Source organism: Bradyrhizobium sp. USDA 4501 (assembly GCF_054062115.1).
In genome coordinates this window covers 7,609,146-7,625,990 of record NZ_JBSSEX010000001.1, presented here as the reverse complement: position 1 = coordinate 7,625,990, position 16,845 = coordinate 7,609,146, and the positions used below count along the sequence as shown (strand labels likewise).

Here is a 16,845-nt window from a genome sequence, read left to right as displayed (position 1 = left end):
CGCCCCAGGTTCAATTGCATCCGCGAACAACCTGCGCTCCCCTCTCCGGTTGCGGGAGGAGATGCAGCGAATGCCGCCAGGCCGATTCAACCTGAATTCATCGCGCTTTAGCGGAGCGAGGCGACGCTTGCACCATTTCGGAATAGTAGAAAAGTAACCCTGAGTTGCCCGACGTGTCAAGTTGCTTTTCGTACGCCGGCAGCTGCCGGCACCTTTGCATGGGGTTGTTTTCGATATTTTGGCGGCGCGCACCTGCGGCAGCGAGCACCTAAGCGGATCGCGAGCGACGGCTCCGCCGCCAGCGCCAGAACAGCGCAACGAGGGCGACGAGCACGAGACCGGCGGCCACAGCCTTGGCGGTGAACCGCCCGCCGGGCCGATCGATCAGGCGGGTCCACAACGATGCCCCCTCGCCCTGACGCGGCAGGCGAAACGCCACCACGCTATCGCCGATTGAGGTGCCGGCTTCGGAATGGCCGCCGGCGCCGATCACGACGTACTGCTCGCCCTTCCAGAGATAGGTCATCGGATTGGCGACGCCCGGCACCGGAAGCCGGCCGAGCCACAGCTGCTTTCCCGACCTGGCATCGAACGCGCGCAGATAGGCATCCATCGCGCCGGTGAACACCAGGCCGCCCGCGGTGATCGCGACGCCGTTGACCAGCGGCGTGCCGGTATTGAGCGCGATGCCGAGCGGCGCGAGATCCTCGCTGGTGCCGACCGACGAATGCCAGAGGATCTTGCCGGCCTTGAGATCGACCGCCACCGTCTCGCCCCATGGCGGCTTGTTGCAGGGCGACCCGACCGCCGACTTCGCCAGCGCCCGCGACATCGCGAACGGCGCCCCTTCCTGCTGGCCGAATTCATGACCCGGCGGCGGATTGAAGCCCTTGGCCTGGTCGCGCGGAATCAGTGTGACGATGTGCGCCGCATGACTGACATTGGCGTAGAGGAGCTGATTGACCGGATCGAACGCCGCGCCGCCCCAGTTCACCCCGCCGCCTGTCATCGGATAGATCACGGTGCCTTGCGTCGACGGCGGCGTGTAAAGGCCCTCATTACGGGATTGCGCGAGCAGCGTCTCGCAAGCCGAGCTCCCGGTGCCCGGCAGCAGGCCGGCGACATCATCGGCCCTCATCCGCTGCGTCAGCAGCGGCGGCACATGGGTCGGGAACGGCTGCGTCGGCGACAGCCTCTCGCCCACGGCACCGTTCTGCGGCACCGCGCGCTCCTCGACCGGCCACACCGGCTTGCCGGTGTCGCGATCGAGCACGAACACAAAGCCCTGCTTGGTCGGCTGGATCACGACGTCGCGCTGACCATCGACGGTGTCGATCCGCGCCAGCGTCGGCTGCGCCGGCAGGTCGTAGTCCCAGACGTCGTGATGCACGGTCTGGAATGCCCATGCGAGTTCGCCGGTTTCGATCCGCAGCGCGACCACGGAATTGGCGTGCTCGTCATTGCCGGGGCGCTTGCCGCCCCAGAAGTCCGGACTGGGCGAAGTCGTCGGCAGGAACACCAGGCCGCGCTCCTCGTCCACCGACATCGGCGCCCAGACATTGCTGTGGCCGGCCTCGACGCCATTGTGCACGAGCGGATCGAAGCTCCAGCGCGGCTGTCCGGTTCGCGCATCGAAGGCGCGCACCGCGCCGAGCGGCGCGTCGACCCGCCGGTTGTCGCCGATCGCGGACCCGACCACGACCACGCCGCGTCCCGTCACCGGCGCCGACGTGATCTGAAACTCGCCCGGCCATTCCAGCTTCATGCCAATGTCGATCCTGATCTCGCCACCGTTGCCGAAATCGGCGCAAGGCTTGCCGGTTCTGGCGTCGAGCGCGATCAGGCGCCTGTCGTTGGTGCCGGTGAAGATGCGTGACTTGCAGGCGGCGCCTTCCGCCGCGCGATCATCCGTCCAGTACGCGACGCCGCGGCAGACAAAGCGATTGGCCGGCCGTTGCGCCATGCTGATCTTCGGATCGAAACGCCATTTCTGCGCACCGGTGCCGGGATCGAGCGCGATCACTTCGTTGAACGGCGTGCAGAGGATCAGGCTGTCCTCGACGAACAGCGGCGTCACCTCGAACTTGGTGCGCTTCATGACCTCGGGCGGGCGCGTATCGAGATCGCCGGTGCGGAATTCCCAGCCGCGCAGCAGCTTGCCGACATTGTCTGATGTGATCTGCGTCAGCGGCGAGAAGCGTTGTCCGCCGCGGTCGCCGCCCCAATACTCCCAGGCGCGCGCCGGCTGACCACACAGCAGCAGCGCGGCAAGCAGGCAAAACAGCAACCGCATCGCGTCCTCCCCCAGGATGCGATCACCGGGCGCCGCATCTCATGCGGGAAAGCATTTACGCGATCGTCGCGTCAGTATCCACCCCGGCGATAGCCGCCGCCGTAGTTACCGCGATAACCACCACCGCCGCCGCCGATGCCGATCCCGATTCCGATTCCGATCGGCGGTCCGGCAGGCTCGTAGACCACGGTTGGAGGCGGACGGCGCACCACCACGACGTCGTCCTCAACGACGACGCGCGGCGGGCGCTTGCCCGCGCGCCGCGGCGGATCGGGATCGGCACGCTTTTTCACCGGCACGTTGGCCCTCTGCTGCAGCGGCTGTTGCGGCGGCGCGGCGTTGCAGGGACAGGTCGGTGCCGCCAGCGCGACGCTGGTCGCGGGCACGCTGAGCGCGACGGCGGGCGCCGGATCGGGACGGTAGCGCAGCCGTTCGATCATCTTGCGCGCGGTCGCTGTCAGGTCGGTGTCAGGATATTGCGCGAGGAAACCGCGATAGGCCGCGGCCGTGTTGGCGAGAACAGCGTTATTCCACGCCACCATGCGGCGATGCCGGTCGAGCCAGTCGCGCGCCTGCAGGCCACGCGGCGTGCCGGCGAAGATCGCGGCGAAGGCCTCATAGGATTCGTCGGAGCCATCGACCACCATCAGTTCATTCGCGGCCTCGATCGGCTTGCCCTGCAACTCGCGCTTCCATTCGTCGACGGTGCGTTTGGCCGCGGCCGGTGGCGGCGTCACTGCGGGCGATGCCGCCGCACCCACCATGAAACGGAAGTCGTCGGTGAGCGAGGACGAGTCCCACGGCGTCTGGCGACCGTCAGTTGCCCTGTTCACCGCCAGGCGAACGCGCTTGAAGGTGTCCTCGATCGGGATGCCCGGCTCCTTGGCCGAGGCCAGCAACGCGGTGGTGTAGGGGCTGTTGGCGCCGCTGCCGTCCTCGGCTTCCGCTCCCGGCGAGGTCGAGAACGACACAAACGTGCCGGGCGCGCCGACCCTGGCATCGACGATGGCGAGCCCGTGCCCCGCGGTCTTGCTGAGTTCCGGGAATGGATTGTTGCGGCAGGCATCGAGCAGCACCATGCGCATCCGACTCGGAACCGAGGTGAGCGTATTCAGGACGTCGTTGAGCCGAACCGCCTGGATCGGGATATCAGCCTCGCGCTTCGGATCGACATCGACCGGCACCAGATAGTTCTCGCCGTCGATCTGCAGGCCATGCCCGGCATAAAACACCAGCGCCACGGTATCGGCGCCTTTCGCCGCCACCTGGCCAGCGAAATCGCTGAGCCGTGCGCGCATCTCGTCCTGCGACAGGTCCGATGCGGCCGTCACCGCAAATCCGGCATCGGTCAGCATTTGCGACACAGCCTTGGCGTCGTTGGCCGGATTCGGCAGCGCGGGCACCGACTTGTAGGCCGACTGCCCGATCACCAGCGCCAGCCGGTTTTCCGCCGACGCCGGCACGGCGCCGAGCAGGATCGCTGCCGGAACGATCAGGCTGAGGAGCGAACGGCGAAGCATGGCGGCCTCCGACAATGACATCGAAGATGGGTCGGAGGCCGTCAGGCCAAGGTTCATGCCTTGCGGCAAATGTGCTGCCGACCGACGCCGGTCAAATGGCTGCCGACTCGTGAGCCCGGCTATTTCGGTTTCTTGGCCGGATCCGCTGCCGGCTTGGTGACGCCCCAGGGATCGTATTTCTCCTTGGGCTCGGGGATCCGATCGAGCGCGGCCTTGTAGGCCTTCTCGTCGACCTTGGGCTTCTGCTCCGTCTTCGTATCGCCTCCACCGCCCCCTCGCCGGCCCTGGGCCAGGGTGGGTGTCGCGAGCAGCGCCAGGATGACGGCAGCAACCGTGAAGCGTTTCATGTCAGTCTGTCTCCCCCGCCGCCGCAGCAACATCCGGTAATACCTCTACCCCAACGATAACTTGTCGCTCGACATTTGTTGATCGACAAAGCGCCGCCTCACGCGAATTCAGCGCCACCAGGGGGCGCAATCCTGACGGCGGCACATTAAATGCACTGAATGGGACAGGGACAAGTACATCTGGCGGCGCTGCTGGCCGGCGCCGCCTTAATATTGAGTGGCTGCGGCCTGGCGGACAGCCATGCGGTGTGGCCGGAGGCCTTGAAGGTCAAGGCCGCCGAGCCGGCGCCGCTCGAGATGCCTCCGGACGTCAAACGGCTGGTCGCGGGCAAGCTGGATTCGGTGTTCACGGCCGGTTCACAGCCAACCCATGTGCGGGTCTCCGCCCCGCTGCACGACCCGCGCGGCACCGGCTGGACGGCATGCGTACGCGCCGAGCTGACATCGGTGATCGGCAAGCCGCTGGGGACGCAGACCTATCGCGTGTTCATCAATGAAGGCTCGATTTTCGATCGCCGGCAGGTCGGAGCCGACGACAATTGCGTGACGGAGACTTACGAGCCGGTCGAGAGCACCGTTGCGGTAGAAACGCAACGGACCACCAAACCCTAGCGCTTGAACCGGCGAGCCGGCCAAGCCGCTGCGCACCGGGTATGCTGAACGGTCCGTTAACACGACCGCTCAAATTGCCTGATGGCCTCAACGGCATTTTCCATTTCTTTCAGCTAGCGTTGCCCTGACGAACGCAAGGCCCAATCAGCCTCGCGGAGTGGGGAAACAGGGACGTGGCCGATATTGCTGACCGGGCAATGATCCACCGTGCATCGCGCAAGGATGCCACGGACGATCGCACCTTGCCGCCGCTGTCGGCCGCGCCGCTCAATGCATGGCGCGCGCTTGCCGCGCGCGCGATCGAGGCCAATGGCTACTATCAGCCAGACTGGGAATTGGCGGTCGATGCCTCCGCGCGCGGCCGCACCGGCGCGGCGCTGCTCAGTGCCGCCGGCGATGCCGGGCAACTGATCGGGCTGTTGCCGGTGGTTCCGATGCGCCGGATCTACCGGATTCCCCTGCCCGCTTTGGTCGGCGCCGAACCCTATGGCACGCTGTGCACGCCATTGCTCGACCGCGACGCCGCCGAGGAAGCGGTGGGCAAGATGCTGCGGCAGGCGCGCAATGCGGGCGCGCATGCGCTGATCCTGCGCACCATGTCGCTCGAGGGGCCGGCCATCGCGGCGATCCGCGCGGTGCTGGCCCGAGACGGGTTGCAGCCGCGCATGGTGAGCGCCTATCAGCGCGCCCAGCTGGATGCGACGCGCGATGCCGACGAATTGTTGCGCGACGCGCTCGGGCCCAAGAAGCTGAAGGAGCTGCGCCGCCAGCACCATCGCCTGTCCGACCACGGCGCGGTGCGCTTCGATGTCGCCCGCACGCCGCGCGAGGTTGCGACGGCGCTCGAGACTTTCCTTGTCCTCGAAGCCGGTGGCTGGAAGGGAAAGCGCGGCACGGCGCTGAGCCAGCATGCCGACGATGCGGCCTTCATCCGCCGCGCGACGTCGACGATGGCCGAAGCCGGCCGCTGCGAGATCATCACGCTGCATGCGGGCGACACGCCGGTCGCGGGCGGCATCGTGGTGCGTCACCAGGACCGCGCCTTCTTCTTCAAGATCGGCGTCGACGAGCGCTTTGCGAAACATTCGCCCGGCACGCAGTTGACGCTGGAGCTGACGCGCCATCTCTGCGCCGATCCCGCGATCAATTCGGCCGATTCCACCGCGGCGCCCGGCCACCCCATGATCGACCCGATCTGGCGCGGCCGCTTCGCGATCGGCGACGTCTTGCTGCCGCTGCGGCGCCGCGATCCGCTGGTGCCGGCCATTCACGCCGCGCTGACCCTGAACAAACTCGCCTACGAAGCGGCGCGCGGCGCCGTCCGCTTCATCCGCAGCCGGCGCGGCAAGCCCGGATAATGCGGTTTACCCTTTCGTAGGCATGCAGACACATCGGGAAACAACGGGCTGCCGCCGTCAGGTTGGTGTCAGCTGGCCCGACTAGCGTTGCGGCGCGCTGGTTCTCAGACGGCGCGCGCCCTTGCTTCGAAAGCCTCATCTGATGGAAACATCGGATGGGGCTTTTTGCCGGCGCTCGCGACATCCTGACGGCAAACGACAAGGCCGCCTCAACCGACGGCCTCTCTGTCTTGCGCTCCGCGCATCATTGGGAAACGCGGCGCGACCAGCGCCTCCCCTTACTGCAACGGCGAGTGCGGTGCCGGCAGCATGATGGTCGAGTGCATCTCCTCGAGCACCTGCGTGCCCTTGCTCAAAAATTCCAGCCAGGCCGGATCCTTCATCGCGTTGCCGCGTGCGGCGGCGCGGGCGTTGAGATCGGGATAGGCCCAGATGTGGCAGACTTCGTTGGGCTGCCCGGCCTCGGTGGTCCAGAGGCCGACGATCTTGGAGTATTTCTCGCGCTCCGGCATCACGCCGGTGATCAGATCGAGCCATTGCTTGGCGCCGCCGACCGGCTTGGCACGATAGTTGCGGAATTCGTAGATGTTGCCTGATGTCGCCGGCGCCACCGGCGGGATGATTGGATTGAGCAGCCGCACCTCCTGCCGCACCAGCAGCGGACGGATCACCGGAATATACTCGCCGGTCCAGCGCGGATTCTTGGCGAGCTCGGCGCGCAGCCGGGTCCGCTCGTTGAGATCGGCGTAGCTCCACATATGCATGACCTGATTGAGCGGACCGATCTCGGTGATCCAGTAGCCTTCCAGCTTACCGAAATTGTCGGCGCGGATATCGCGCGAGATCGTGCTCGCCGCCTTCACCATCTCGCCGACGGCGCCTGGACGGACTGTATAGGTGCGCAGCTCATAGATCATGGTGGTCTCCCCTGATTGTTTCCGATGGATGATGTGGGCTCGGGATAGGGGGGAGCCTCGCAGCCCCTCCCCTCCCACACCACCGTACATACGGGTCCGTATACGGCGGTTCGCTGGATAGGGATTGCGGACTACTCCGCAGCCTCTGCGTTGATCTCGGCCGAGACCTGGCGGATGGCGCGGGCGAGCTGCTCGGCCGGCTGGGCGCCGGACACCGCGTATTTCTGCGCGAACACGAAGGTCGGCACGCCGGAAATACCCTTCTCGGCGGCCTCCTGGGCCTGCGCCGAGACCAGGGCGACATCCTCGTCGGTGGCAAGACGCTTGCGCACGTCGTCGGCATCGAGCCCGACATCGCTTGCCGCCTGCACCAGCACGTTGCTGTCGGTGAGATCGCCGCCGTCGCGGAAATACAGCTCCATCAGCCGCTGCTTCATCTCGGCCGCCTTGCCTTTGGCCTCGGCCCAGTGGATCAGGCGATGGCAGTCGATCGTGGTTGGGCTGCCGCTTGACGAGCTCGGGATGGTAGGTGAGCCCCTCCTCATTGGCGGCGGCGACCACGCGGCCGGCAATGCCCTTGTAGGCCTCGACCGAGCCGAACTTGGCGGTGAGATATTCCTCGCGGCTGATGCCTTCGCGCGGCACCCAATTGTTGAGGAAGAACGGCCGCCAATGCACCTCGACCGGCACATCGGGCACCAGCTTGAGCGCATCCTCGATGCGATGCTTGCCGATATAGCACCAGGGGCAAACGACGTCGGAGACGATGTCGAGGCGAAGCGGCTTCAGATCGCTCATGGCGGGGTTCCCGGCGGAAAATGGAACCCCAAAGGTAGGCCGAAAGCGCTCCGAGACAAGCCGCTATTTCATACTGGCTGCCATCTGCCGCATCCGCTCGGCGGTCAGCTCATCGGCCGGGAAGAAGGTCTCCAGCGCCAGTTCCTGCAGCGTGATGTCGACCGGCGTGCCGAACACCATGGTGGTCGAGATGAAGCTCAGAATCTCGCCATTGAGGCGGAGCTTGAAGGGGAGCGCGACGTTGTTGTCGGTGGTGATCGGGGCCGACCGCGCCGGGATCGGATAGGACTTCAGATCCTGGTAGAGCTTGAGCAGCTCCGGATCGGCCGTTGCCTCGCATTGCCGATGCAGCCGCTCCAGAAGATGCGCGGCCCATTCCGCGAGGTTCACGGTGCGCGGGGCGAGGCCCTCGGGATGGAAGGCAAGCCGCAGGATGTTGAAGGGCTGGCCGAGCAGCCGCTGCGGCACGCCCTCGAGCAGCGGCGCCACCATGCGGTTGGCGGAGACCAGATTCCAGTGCCGGTCATAGGCCAGTGCCGGATTGGGCTCGTGCGCCTTCAGCACCAGGTTGATGGCCTCGCGCGCCGATTTCAGCGCCGGATCGTCCAGCGAGCGTTGCGGGAATGCGGGCGCGAAACCCGCGGCGACCAGCAGCACGTTGCGTTCGCGTAGGGGCACGTCGAGGCGCTCCGCCAGTTTGAGGACCATGTCACGCGACGGTGCCGAGCGGCCGGTCTCGACGAAGCTCAAATGCCGCGCCGAGATCTCGGCATCGACGGCAAGGTCGAGCTGGCTGAGATGACGGCGCTGCCGCCACTCGCGCAGGTGTTCGCCGATCGGAACGGGTTTTGCGGGCTCGGCCCGCGCCATGGATGCATGTGCGTTCATGATGCGAAACCTACCATGCGGAATTCGCCCGTTCCATTACGCCTGAGGTAATCGAATTGGCGCGCTGGCCGGCTCATCCTCCACGGCACAGGAGATGACCATGCTGATGCTATCCCTTGTCCGCGCCCTCGCCGTCCTGCTGCCGTGGCTGGTCCATCTGGCCACCTGGCTGCTGGCGCGCTCGCTCAACATGCCGCAGCCGCTCGTGCACGCGACCGGCGTGTTCGTGTTCGCGCACGTCTATGCGGCCGAGATGAGGGTCGGCAAGGCGCTGTGTCCGCTCCGGCTGTGGCGTCAGCTGCAGTCGCTGTTCCGCTGACCACCCCATCCCAACCCGAGGAGACACTGCCATGATCCATTCGTCCCAGCTGCTGCGCCGCGCCTTGCTTGCCGACGCCGTCTTCAGCGGCGTATCCGCCATAGCCATGGTGCTCGACGCCGGCGCGCTGGCATCGCTGCTCGGCCTGCCGGAAGCGCTGCTGCGCGAGACCGGGCTGTTCCTGATCGCCTATACCGCGCTGGTCGGCTGGCTCGGCACGCGCATGTCGGTGCCGAAGCTGCTGGTGATGCTGGTGGTCGTCGGCAACGCGGCCTGGACGCTCGCCAGCATCGCGCTGCTGCTGTCGGGCGCGGTGTCGCCGAACCTCTTCGGGACCCTCGTGATCCTGGCCCAGGCGATCGCCACCGGCGTGTTCGCCGAGCTGCAATATGTCGGGCTGCGCCGCAGCGGCGAGACGGTCGCGGCGTAAATCGAATGCCGGATGTGACGAGCGGTCGTCGCGGCAAACGCGGCGGCCGTTTCCGTCAGCTCAGCACGACCGCGACGATCATACCGGCAAAGGTCAGCGCCAGGCCGATGATCAGCATCGGCACCAGACTGCTGCCGGCAAACGGATCGGCCTGATCCTGATGAAACCACGCGCCGTCGATGGCACGCTCGATCGCTTTCGCTCTGTTCCTCATTGCACTGCTCCTGCTTCGCTTCGCCTGTAACGCTCGCCGACCGCCAGCATCACGCCCTGTCCGCCGGCGACGCCCATCTCGAGGCTCGAGGCGATGCGCCGCGCGCGATCGATGAAATGCGCCGCCGCGTCAGGCGGGCATAGCTCGGCCGCGGTCGCCTCGAACAGTTCGAGCCAGCGGTCGAAATGCGCGGCGTCGATCGGCAGCGGCATATGCTTGACCATCGGCGTGCCGTGATAGCGCCCGGTCATCAGCGCAACCGAAGACCAGAACGCGCACATCTGCGCCAGATGCGGCTCCCAATTGCTGATCCTGGTCTCGAACACCGGTCCGATCATCGGGTCCTTGCGGACCTTGGCGTAGAAGGCATGCACCAGCTGCTCGATCATGGCCTCGGTGATCCCGGTCCGCGCGACAATCCCGGCGGTGATCTGCTCGCGGCGCTCTGCTGCTGTCATGGCATACATCCTAAATAGGTATTTCAAATGCCTATTTAGGCTGCTATAGCTGATCCGCCAAGTGCTGATTTCGAAGGGCTTCCATGCGCCTGACATCGTTCACGGATTTTGCGCTCCGCGCCCTGATGCGGCTGGCCGGCGAGCCGGACCGGTCGTTTGCGACCAGCGAGATCGCGGCCGAGTTCGACATTTCCCGCAATCACCTTGCCAAGGTGGTGCGCGACCTTGCCGACGCCGGCTTCATTGCCACCCAGCGCGGCGCGGGGGGCGGGTTCTCGCTGGCGCGGCCGGCGGAGACCATCACCCTCGGCCAGGTGGTGCGTGCGCTGGAAGGCGACAGCGCGCTGGTCGAATGTTTCAGGGATGATGGCGGAGATTGCCTGCTGCTGCCGCGCTGCCGGCTGAAGGCGAAGCTTGCGGCGGCGCGCGAGGCCTTCATGCGCGAGCTCGACGGTACGACGCTCGCCGAATGCGCCTACCTGCCGCGTCCCGGCCGCCATCCCGCGAGGGCATCATGACGACGATCACATTCGCGGACGGCGCGTTCGAGGTGGACGCCAATATCGTCGCCGAAGGCCTCGGTATCGCGGTTCCGCTGCTGCAGGCCGGGATGCGCTCGGGCGCGATCACGACGCGCTCGGAGCGCGGGCTCGACGCCGATCAGGGGCGGCATCGCCTCACATTCTTCTCGGGGAGCAAGCGTTTCCGTCTCGTCATCGACGAGCACGGCACGATCATCCAACGCTCGACGCTGGATTTCGGCAATTCACCGTTGCCACGCGCGGCGCACCGGCCGAGCGGCTAGTGTGCTGAATGCGAAGTTCGTGCGATTTCGCGGCAGCCACTTTCACGAACTTCGCATTCATAAAGCACACTAGAATCATAAGTTTGCTAGTGTCCTTATCGAATCCGAAGTTCGCTCCGAAGGTGCGGCAAATGATGCGAACTTCGGATTCGGGACACTAGAGCGTTTTCGAGCGACGTGAGTCTCAGGCGTTCAGCGCCCGAGCGGTGCCGCGCTTCGACGAGGCGGCCTTCTTGCCCGCCGTGTTGATCAGGCTGTGGCCATTCAGGTGCTTGCCGTTCAGCGCCGTGCCGTTGGCGAGCTTGCCGTTTGCTTTGGCTGCCTTCTTCGCCTGCCGCTGCCTGGCCCGCTCCTCGGCCAGTTTCTCGGCCTTGCGCTGTGCCTTCCGCTCGGCCCTTTCCTTCAGCCGCACCCGCTCCGCCCTCGCCTCCGCGCGCTTCTTCTTGCGCTTCTTCTCGCAGGCATCGCACTTGCAGCCGATCGGCTTCAGATAGGCTTTGAAATAGTCGGTTCCGTAGTCGTAATTGATTTCGTCGCCCGGCTCGATGTCCTTGATGGCGCGGATGAACACCTTGCGCTTGCGTGGGCGAACGTCGGATTCCGCGTTCGGCCTGCAGGCATGGTTGATGTAGCGCGCGACGTTCTCGCGGATCGAGCCGTCGATGGTCCAGCGGTTGGTGAGCTCGAACAGATATTTGTTCTCGATCGCGTCCTCATCCTTCTTCTTCGAGTCGAGCAACGGCCCGAAATAACGGATGATCTTGGTGCCTTTCTTGATCGGCTTGGTGGCGAAAAGGCCAAGACCGGTCCGGGAACGGCCGACGCGATAGGGCTTGTTGGATGATATCGTGGGCATGACGATCGAGGTTACGGCACGCAGGTGCACGCGACAGAAGTTGCGAAGCCGCCCTTCTAGGACGATTCCGCGCGCCTGTCAGGTGTTTCCCGCGTGTCTATTGAACGTTCCCCAGATTGCATATGTCAGAGACAAAGTAACGTCCGGATCGCAGGTTTCCCCCGATGAAATACCTTGCTTTTGCAACAGTCTTTATGACGGCTGCCGGCGCAAATCCCGGTCATGCCGGCTCCGAGACGATCAGCAGCAGCTACACATCGACCGCGCCCAAGGCCTGCCGCATGATCGGCAAGCCCAGCGAAGAGGACGGCAGCACCACCAGGGTCTGTCCGGGAAAATCCGGGCTTGTGGTGCTGATCAACGAGGGCGACCTGCGTGAAGTGGTCTCGGTGGGCCGAAACCGCGAGGCAGCCGCCAGGGAACCGGCCGCGCGGGCCTGGTTCGGCCCGTTCAGTTCGACCGGCGACAGGGTCGAATGGCGTGCAGCCGGCGGCAAACCGTTTGCGATCATCCAGCGCTGGCAGATCGCCGACAACAGCGAACAGGACAAGCGCGGCGGTCCTGTCTCGCGGGCAATGCTCGCCGTGACCCGGCTGCCGCCGGGCGATGTCTGTCATGTCGCCTATGTCGACGTCGCGGCCAATCCCAACGCCAACGAGCTGGCGCGGCAGGCTGCCGATGATTTCGCCCGCGATTTCAAATGCGGCACGGATACGGTGAAGACGATCGGACAGAGCGGCCGGACCACGTCGCTTGTGAGGCGCTAGTGTGCTGAATGCGAAGTTCGTGCGATTTCGCGGCAACCACTTTCACGAACTTCGCATTCATAAAGCACACTAGAATCATAAGCTTGCTAGTGTCCTTATCGAATCCGAAGTTCGCTCCGAAGGTGCGGCAAATGATGCGAACTTCGGATTTGGGACGCTGGTCCAGGGGCAGCACTGGTTATTGCCGCGCCGAGCGGCCCGCGGACAATCGCAGCATCGCGGTCAATAGCGTTTCCGCGGATGTGCCCTCGGGCGACCGATCCAGGATCGTCTTGAGGCGTCCGTCGAGCAGCAGCATGGTGAAACCATGCACCAGCGACCAGGCCGACGCGATCGCGGCGGCCTGGTCCAGCGTAAGCTGCTCCTTGGAAATCTGCTCGTGCCGGCTGGCGCCGACGCCGCGGGTCAGCCCTGCGAACGAAGCCTCGGACGCCTCGTGCAGCGACGGGCGCGAGTGATCAAGCCGCTCGCTGCGGAACATCAGCCCGTACATGCCGGGATGTGCCTGGGCATAGGCAACATAAGCCTTGGCGCTCGCCACGCCCTTCTCGGGCGTCGTGGCCGCCGAAGCGTCCGCAGCAGCCATTGCAAGGCCGAATTGCCGGAAACCGATCGCCGCAAGTTCGCTGAGCAAACCAGTGAGATCGCCGAAATGATGCGTCGGCGCGGCGTGCGACACGCCGGCCTCGCGCGCCACCGCACGCAATGTCAGCCCCGCCAATCCATCACGCTCGAGCACGCGCTCGGCGGCCTTCAATAGCGCCTCATGCAGATCGCCATGGTGATACGGCGTGTCATTGGCGCGGCGCCGTCGGGCCGGACGAGCTGCCGCAGTCCGTGCAACCCGGCGGGTCGGAGCCCGTGCCGGGCGAGTCGCCTTGTTTTCTTTGGAGATTCTTGCCATCCGGCCTTATAGGTCGCAATTTTTACACTGTAAAGATTTTGCTTGACGATCGGCGGCGTCATCCCTACTGATATCTTTACGATGTAAAGATCATAATACAGGGAGATGCGGAATGCTCGACCAGGTCACATCCAACGCGGCGCGCACCAATCTGGCGCCGATCCCATTCGAAGCCGACGCACCGTTCCTGAAGATCTCGGGCGAATTGCCGCGCGAGCTGAACGGCACGCTCTATCGCAACGGCCCCAATCCGCAGTTCGAGGCGCCGGGTGCGCACTGGTTCGTCGGCGACGGCATGCTGCACGCCTTCCATCTCGAGAACGGCCGCGCCAGCTACCGCAACCGCTGGGTCCGCACGCCGAAATGGCAGGCCGAGCACGACGCCGGTCGCGCGCTGTTCGGCGGCTTCGGCCGCAAGATGCCGGATGCGCCGGCCACCACAACGACCGACGGCGGCGTCGCCAACACCAACATCATCTTCCATGGCGGCCGCCTGCTCGCGCTGGAGGAAGGCCATCTGCCGACCGAGATCGAGCCCGGCACGCTCAATCGCCTCGGCTATTGCGACTACAAGGGCGCGATCACAGGCCCGTTCACCGCGCATCCCAAGATCGATCCGGCGACCGGCGAGATGGTGTTCTTCGGCTACAACGCCGCGGGCCCGCTGACGCCGGCGCTGTCGTTCGGCGCGGTGAGCTCGTCCGGCGTGGTGACGCGGTTCGAACGCTTCGAGGCGCCTTATGCCAGCATGGTGCACGACTTCATCGTCACCGAGAATCATGTGCTGTTTCCGATCCTGCCGATCACCGGCAGCATGCAGCGCGCGATGCGCGGACAGGCGCCGTACGCCTGGGAGCCGGAGAAAGGCGCCTATGTCGGCGTGATGAAGCGCAGCGGCGCGTCAAAGGACATCGTCTGGTTCCGCGCCGAGACCTGCTACGTTTTCCACGTGATGAACGCGTGGGAAGATGGCAACCGCATCATCGCCGACGTGATGCAGTTCGAGGAAGCGCCGCTGTTCAATCATCCCGACGGCTCGCCGACGGACCCGCAGAAGAACCGCGCGCGCTATTGCCGCTGGACCTTCGACCTCTCCGGCAACACCGACCGCTTCACGCAAACCTATCTCGACGACCTCACCGGCGAATTTCCGCGCGTCGACGATCGCCGCGCCGGATTTGCCAGCAATCACGGCTGGTACGCCTGCGCCAACCCCGATCTGCCGATGTTCGGTGCGCTGTCGGGCATCGTGCATGTCGACGGCCGCGGCAAGCGGCTCGGCCACTATCTGCTGCCCGCCGGCGATACGATCTCCGAGCCTGTGTTCGTCGAGCGCGGCGCTGACGCCGCGGAAGGCGACGGCTGGCTGCTCGCGGTGGTCTGGCGCGCCCGCGAAAACCGCAGCGACCTCGCCGTGTTCAACGCGCAAGATGTCGAAGCGGGCCCGACCGCGCTGGTCCATCTCGGCCACCGCGTGCCGGATGGATTCCACGGCAATTGGGTTGGGGCGGAGTAGCCAACGATCACCCCGGACGTCAGTGCGCCAACCTCTCCACGCGTCATGCCCGGGCTTGTCCCTGGCATCCACGTCTTTGTCGCCACCGACCGAAAACGAGCGGTCGCCACTTTATGCCATTGGCAAACCTTGGATTTTCCCGTCACCTCACGATTTTGACACTGTAAAGATTTCGCTTGACGCCTCCGTTGCCCACCATTAGCGTATCTTTACACTGTAAAGATAAGCCTATGAGGCTCACCATGACGATCTTCCTGATCCTCGCTCCCTACGGCGCCTTCGCCATGCTGATGCTGGTGACCTCGGCCACGGTGAGCCTGCTCAGTGCCGCCCTGATCTGCCTCGCTGCCATCGCGTTCGATGTCGCGCGCGGCCGCAGCATCAAGATCCTCGGCGTCGGTTCGGTCGTCATCTTCGCCGCGATCGGCTCCTACCTCACCTTCGTCGATGCGACGCTGAGCAACACCGCGGTGAAGATCGCGGTCGATGCCGGCATCCTGCTGGTGTCGCTCGGCTCGATCATGATCGGCCGTCCCTTCACGCGGCAATATGCGCTGGAGCAGGTCGATGCCGAGACCGCGAAGCTGCCCGGCTTCCTCCATGCCAACTACCTGATCACCGGCGCCTGGACCGCCGCGATGCTGCTCATGCTGATCGGCAACATTGCGGTGCTTTACGTGCCGGCGCTGCCGCTGTGGACCGGCCTCTTGATCGCCTTCGCCGCGCGCAATGCCGCGGTCGGCTTTACCCACTGGTATCCGCACTATCGCGCGGCCAAGGACGTGACGCCGCCAGCCGGCGCGCTGCCCTCACGCTAGACGCTGCCATAACAACATCACCACGATCATCCCGAGGAAACGGAAACCACGACGATGAAGAGCGTATTTGCCAGGCTTGCGAGCGACTTCCTCTCCACCATCGTCTTCCTGGTGGTCTATTTCGCCACCGACAATGTCCTGATCGCCACCGGCGTTGCGATCGCGGGCGCGATCGCGCAAGTGGTCTATGCGCGCGTCAAGGGACAGGCGCTCGGCTACATGACCTGGGCGAGCCTTGGGCTGGTGATCGTGCTCGGCGGTGCGACGCTTTTCACCAACGATCCGCGCTTCGTGCTGGCGAAGCCCGCGATCGGCCACATCGCGATCGGCGCGATCATGCTCAAGCGCGGCTGGATGCTGCGCTATCTGCCGCCGATCGTGACCGAGACAATTCCGGAATACGCCACCCTCGCCGGCTACGCCTGGGCCGGGCTGATGTTCATTCTCGCCGCCGGCACCGTTGCGATCGCGGCGACCGGCGACATGAAGCTGTGGGCGTTCTACGTGTCGGTGGTGCTGGTCGGCGCCAAGATCGCCGCCTTCGCGATCCAGTATGTCGCCTTCCGCGTCCTGGTCGGAAGCCGGCTGCGCGCCGCCGCCCGCGCCTGATCGCCGCAGCCGCGAACTAGGCGCGCGCGGCAAGATGGGCTATACCCGCGCACGCGTTTTCTTCGCGCGAACGGTAGCCATTTCGCTTGAAGGCGCCTTACCTGGAGGGGAGACATCAATGGCGGTGGACGGAAACTGGAATCTCACGATGACGACGCCGATGGGCGAGCGCAAGGCGACGCTGTCGCTGACAAGCTCGGGCGGCACGCTCACCGGCACGCAGGGCGCCGAGGGCAACTCCACCGAAATCTTCGACGGCACCGTGAACGGCGACGACGTCGCCTGGAAGGTTTCCATCACCAATCCGATGCCGCTGACGCTCGAATTCACCGGCAAGGTCTCGGGCGACGGCATCTCCGGCGAGATGGGCATCGGCCCAATGGGCAGCTTCCCCTTCACCGGCACGCGGGCGTAAC

At 65.3% G+C, this 16,845-nt stretch carries 20 protein-coding genes and 1 pseudogene; 11 read left to right on the top strand and 10 right to left on the bottom strand.

Annotated features, from left to right (window positions below; all coding sequences use genetic code 11):
* Positions 1 to 268: 268 nt before the first annotated feature.
* From ACVWZM_RS35190 to ACVWZM_RS35180, 3 genes are all read right to left on the bottom strand, one after another.
* The gene (locus ACVWZM_RS35190; protein ID WP_456855749.1) at positions 269 to 2,293 is read right to left on the bottom strand and encodes a pyrroloquinoline quinone-dependent dehydrogenase; all 2,025 of its coding nucleotides are present in this window, start codon (positions 2,291 to 2,293) and stop codon (positions 269 to 271) included.
* A gap of 71 nt (positions 2,294 to 2,364) precedes the next feature.
* Complete coding sequence (locus ACVWZM_RS35185) at positions 2,365 to 3,813, bottom strand: caspase family protein (protein ID WP_076828547.1); 1,449 nt, start codon at positions 3,811 to 3,813, stop codon at positions 2,365 to 2,367.
* A 119-nt stretch (positions 3,814 to 3,932) separates the two neighbouring features.
* Positions 3,933 to 4,160, bottom strand: coding sequence for a hypothetical protein (locus ACVWZM_RS35180; RefSeq protein ID WP_016848541.1), 228 nt, complete (start codon positions 4,158 to 4,160; stop codon positions 3,933 to 3,935).
* A gap of 159 nt (positions 4,161 to 4,319) precedes the next feature.
* On the opposite strand from ACVWZM_RS35180, the gene ACVWZM_RS35175 reads away from it, so the two are divergent.
* Positions 4,320 to 4,772, top strand: a complete 453-nt coding sequence (locus ACVWZM_RS35175; RefSeq protein ID WP_076828380.1) for a hypothetical protein — start codon at positions 4,320 to 4,322, stop codon at positions 4,770 to 4,772.
* Between the two features lie 173 nt (positions 4,773 to 4,945).
* Entirely contained in the window at positions 4,946 to 6,130 is a 1,185-nt protein-coding gene (locus ACVWZM_RS35170) for a GNAT family N-acetyltransferase (RefSeq protein ID WP_456855748.1), read from the top strand.
* Between the two features lie 278 nt (positions 6,131 to 6,408).
* On the opposite strand, the gene ACVWZM_RS35165 is transcribed toward ACVWZM_RS35170, so the two are convergent.
* The 3 genes and pseudogenes from ACVWZM_RS35165 to ACVWZM_RS35155 all read right to left on the bottom strand — a co-directional run bounded on the left by ACVWZM_RS35165 (position 6,409) and on the right by ACVWZM_RS35155 (position 8,733).
* Positions 6,409 to 7,047: an NIPSNAP family protein gene (locus ACVWZM_RS35165; RefSeq protein ID WP_057018355.1), complete on the bottom strand. Its 639-nt coding sequence runs from the start codon at positions 7,045 to 7,047 to the stop codon at positions 6,409 to 6,411.
* Positions 7,048 to 7,178: 131 nt separating this feature from the next.
* Positions 7,179 to 7,845: pseudogene (locus tag ACVWZM_RS35160) on the bottom strand (DsbA family oxidoreductase).
* Between the two features lie 63 nt (positions 7,846 to 7,908).
* Complete coding sequence (locus ACVWZM_RS35155) at positions 7,909 to 8,733, bottom strand: helix-turn-helix domain-containing protein (RefSeq protein ID WP_038385984.1); 825 nt, start codon at positions 8,731 to 8,733, stop codon at positions 7,909 to 7,911.
* A gap of 94 nt (positions 8,734 to 8,827) precedes the next feature.
* On the opposite strand from ACVWZM_RS35155, the gene ACVWZM_RS35150 reads away from it, so the two are divergent.
* Positions 8,828 to 9,052, top strand: a complete 225-nt coding sequence (locus tag ACVWZM_RS35150; protein ID WP_076825597.1) for a hypothetical protein — start codon at positions 8,828 to 8,830, stop codon at positions 9,050 to 9,052.
* A 31-nt stretch (positions 9,053 to 9,083) separates the two neighbouring features.
* Positions 9,084 to 9,482 carry a hypothetical protein gene (locus ACVWZM_RS35145; protein ID WP_076825599.1) on the top strand — a complete coding sequence of 133 codons (399 nt, stop codon included), beginning with the start codon at positions 9,084 to 9,086 and terminating at the stop codon, positions 9,480 to 9,482.
* Between the two features lie 55 nt (positions 9,483 to 9,537).
* On the opposite strand, the gene ACVWZM_RS35140 is transcribed toward ACVWZM_RS35145, so the two are convergent.
* Together ACVWZM_RS35140 and ACVWZM_RS35135 are read right to left on the bottom strand one after the other, a co-directional pair.
* Positions 9,538 to 9,696, bottom strand: a complete 159-nt coding sequence (locus ACVWZM_RS35140) for a hypothetical protein (RefSeq protein ID WP_456855747.1) — start codon at positions 9,694 to 9,696, stop codon at positions 9,538 to 9,540.
* A complete protein-coding gene (locus ACVWZM_RS35135) occupies positions 9,693 to 10,154 on the bottom strand; it encodes a group III truncated hemoglobin (RefSeq protein ID WP_283070352.1) in 462 nt (153 codons plus the stop codon). Before ACVWZM_RS35135 ends, ACVWZM_RS35140 begins: the two co-directional genes overlap by 4 nt.
* An 83-nt stretch (positions 10,155 to 10,237) precedes the next feature.
* Between ACVWZM_RS35135 and ACVWZM_RS35130 the strand changes: the two genes are divergently transcribed.
* A complete protein-coding gene (locus ACVWZM_RS35130; protein ID WP_092085010.1) occupies positions 10,238 to 10,672 on the top strand; it encodes an RrF2 family transcriptional regulator in 435 nt (144 codons plus the stop codon).
* Positions 10,669 to 10,959, top strand: a complete 291-nt coding sequence (locus ACVWZM_RS35125; protein WP_028339832.1) for a DUF6522 family protein — start codon at positions 10,669 to 10,671, stop codon at positions 10,957 to 10,959. Before ACVWZM_RS35130 ends, ACVWZM_RS35125 begins: the two co-directional genes overlap by 4 nt.
* Positions 10,960 to 11,143: 184 nt before the next feature.
* Here ACVWZM_RS35125 and ACVWZM_RS35120 read toward each other — a convergent pair whose 3' ends face one another.
* The gene (locus ACVWZM_RS35120; protein WP_076825821.1) at positions 11,144 to 11,815 is read right to left on the bottom strand and encodes an SET domain-containing protein; all 672 of its coding nucleotides are present in this window, start codon (positions 11,813 to 11,815) and stop codon (positions 11,144 to 11,146) included.
* Between the two features lie 194 nt (positions 11,816 to 12,009).
* Here ACVWZM_RS35120 and ACVWZM_RS35115 point away from each other — a divergent pair, with 194 nt between their 5' ends.
* Entirely contained in the window at positions 12,010 to 12,582 is a 573-nt protein-coding gene (locus ACVWZM_RS35115) for a hypothetical protein (protein WP_141342780.1), read from the top strand.
* Between the two features lie 178 nt (positions 12,583 to 12,760).
* Here the strand turns inward: ACVWZM_RS35115 and ACVWZM_RS35110 are convergent, their stop codons facing one another.
* Positions 12,761 to 13,486 (bottom strand): TetR/AcrR family transcriptional regulator, encoded by a 726-nt coding sequence (locus ACVWZM_RS35110; RefSeq protein ID WP_141342781.1) that lies wholly within the window; start codon positions 13,484 to 13,486, stop codon positions 12,761 to 12,763.
* 112 nt (positions 13,487 to 13,598) lie between these two features.
* Between ACVWZM_RS35110 and ACVWZM_RS35105 the strand changes: the two genes are divergently transcribed.
* The 4 genes from ACVWZM_RS35105 to ACVWZM_RS35090 all read left to right on the top strand — a co-directional run bounded on the left by ACVWZM_RS35105 (position 13,599) and on the right by ACVWZM_RS35090 (position 16,844).
* A complete protein-coding gene (locus ACVWZM_RS35105) occupies positions 13,599 to 15,002 on the top strand; it encodes a carotenoid oxygenase family protein (protein WP_253623705.1) in 1,404 nt (467 codons plus the stop codon).
* Between the two features lie 242 nt (positions 15,003 to 15,244).
* Positions 15,245 to 15,820 carry a hypothetical protein gene (locus ACVWZM_RS35100; protein WP_253625983.1) on the top strand — a complete coding sequence of 192 codons (576 nt, stop codon included), beginning with the start codon at positions 15,245 to 15,247 and terminating at the stop codon, positions 15,818 to 15,820.
* A gap of 54 nt (positions 15,821 to 15,874) precedes the next feature.
* Positions 15,875 to 16,429, top strand: a complete 555-nt coding sequence (locus ACVWZM_RS35095) for an inner membrane-spanning protein YciB (RefSeq protein WP_076825607.1) — start codon at positions 15,875 to 15,877, stop codon at positions 16,427 to 16,429.
* A 118-nt stretch (positions 16,430 to 16,547) separates the two neighbouring features.
* Positions 16,548 to 16,844: a hypothetical protein gene (locus ACVWZM_RS35090; protein ID WP_050387634.1), complete on the top strand. Its 297-nt coding sequence runs from the start codon at positions 16,548 to 16,550 to the stop codon at positions 16,842 to 16,844.
* Position 16,845: the final 1 nt, after the last annotated feature.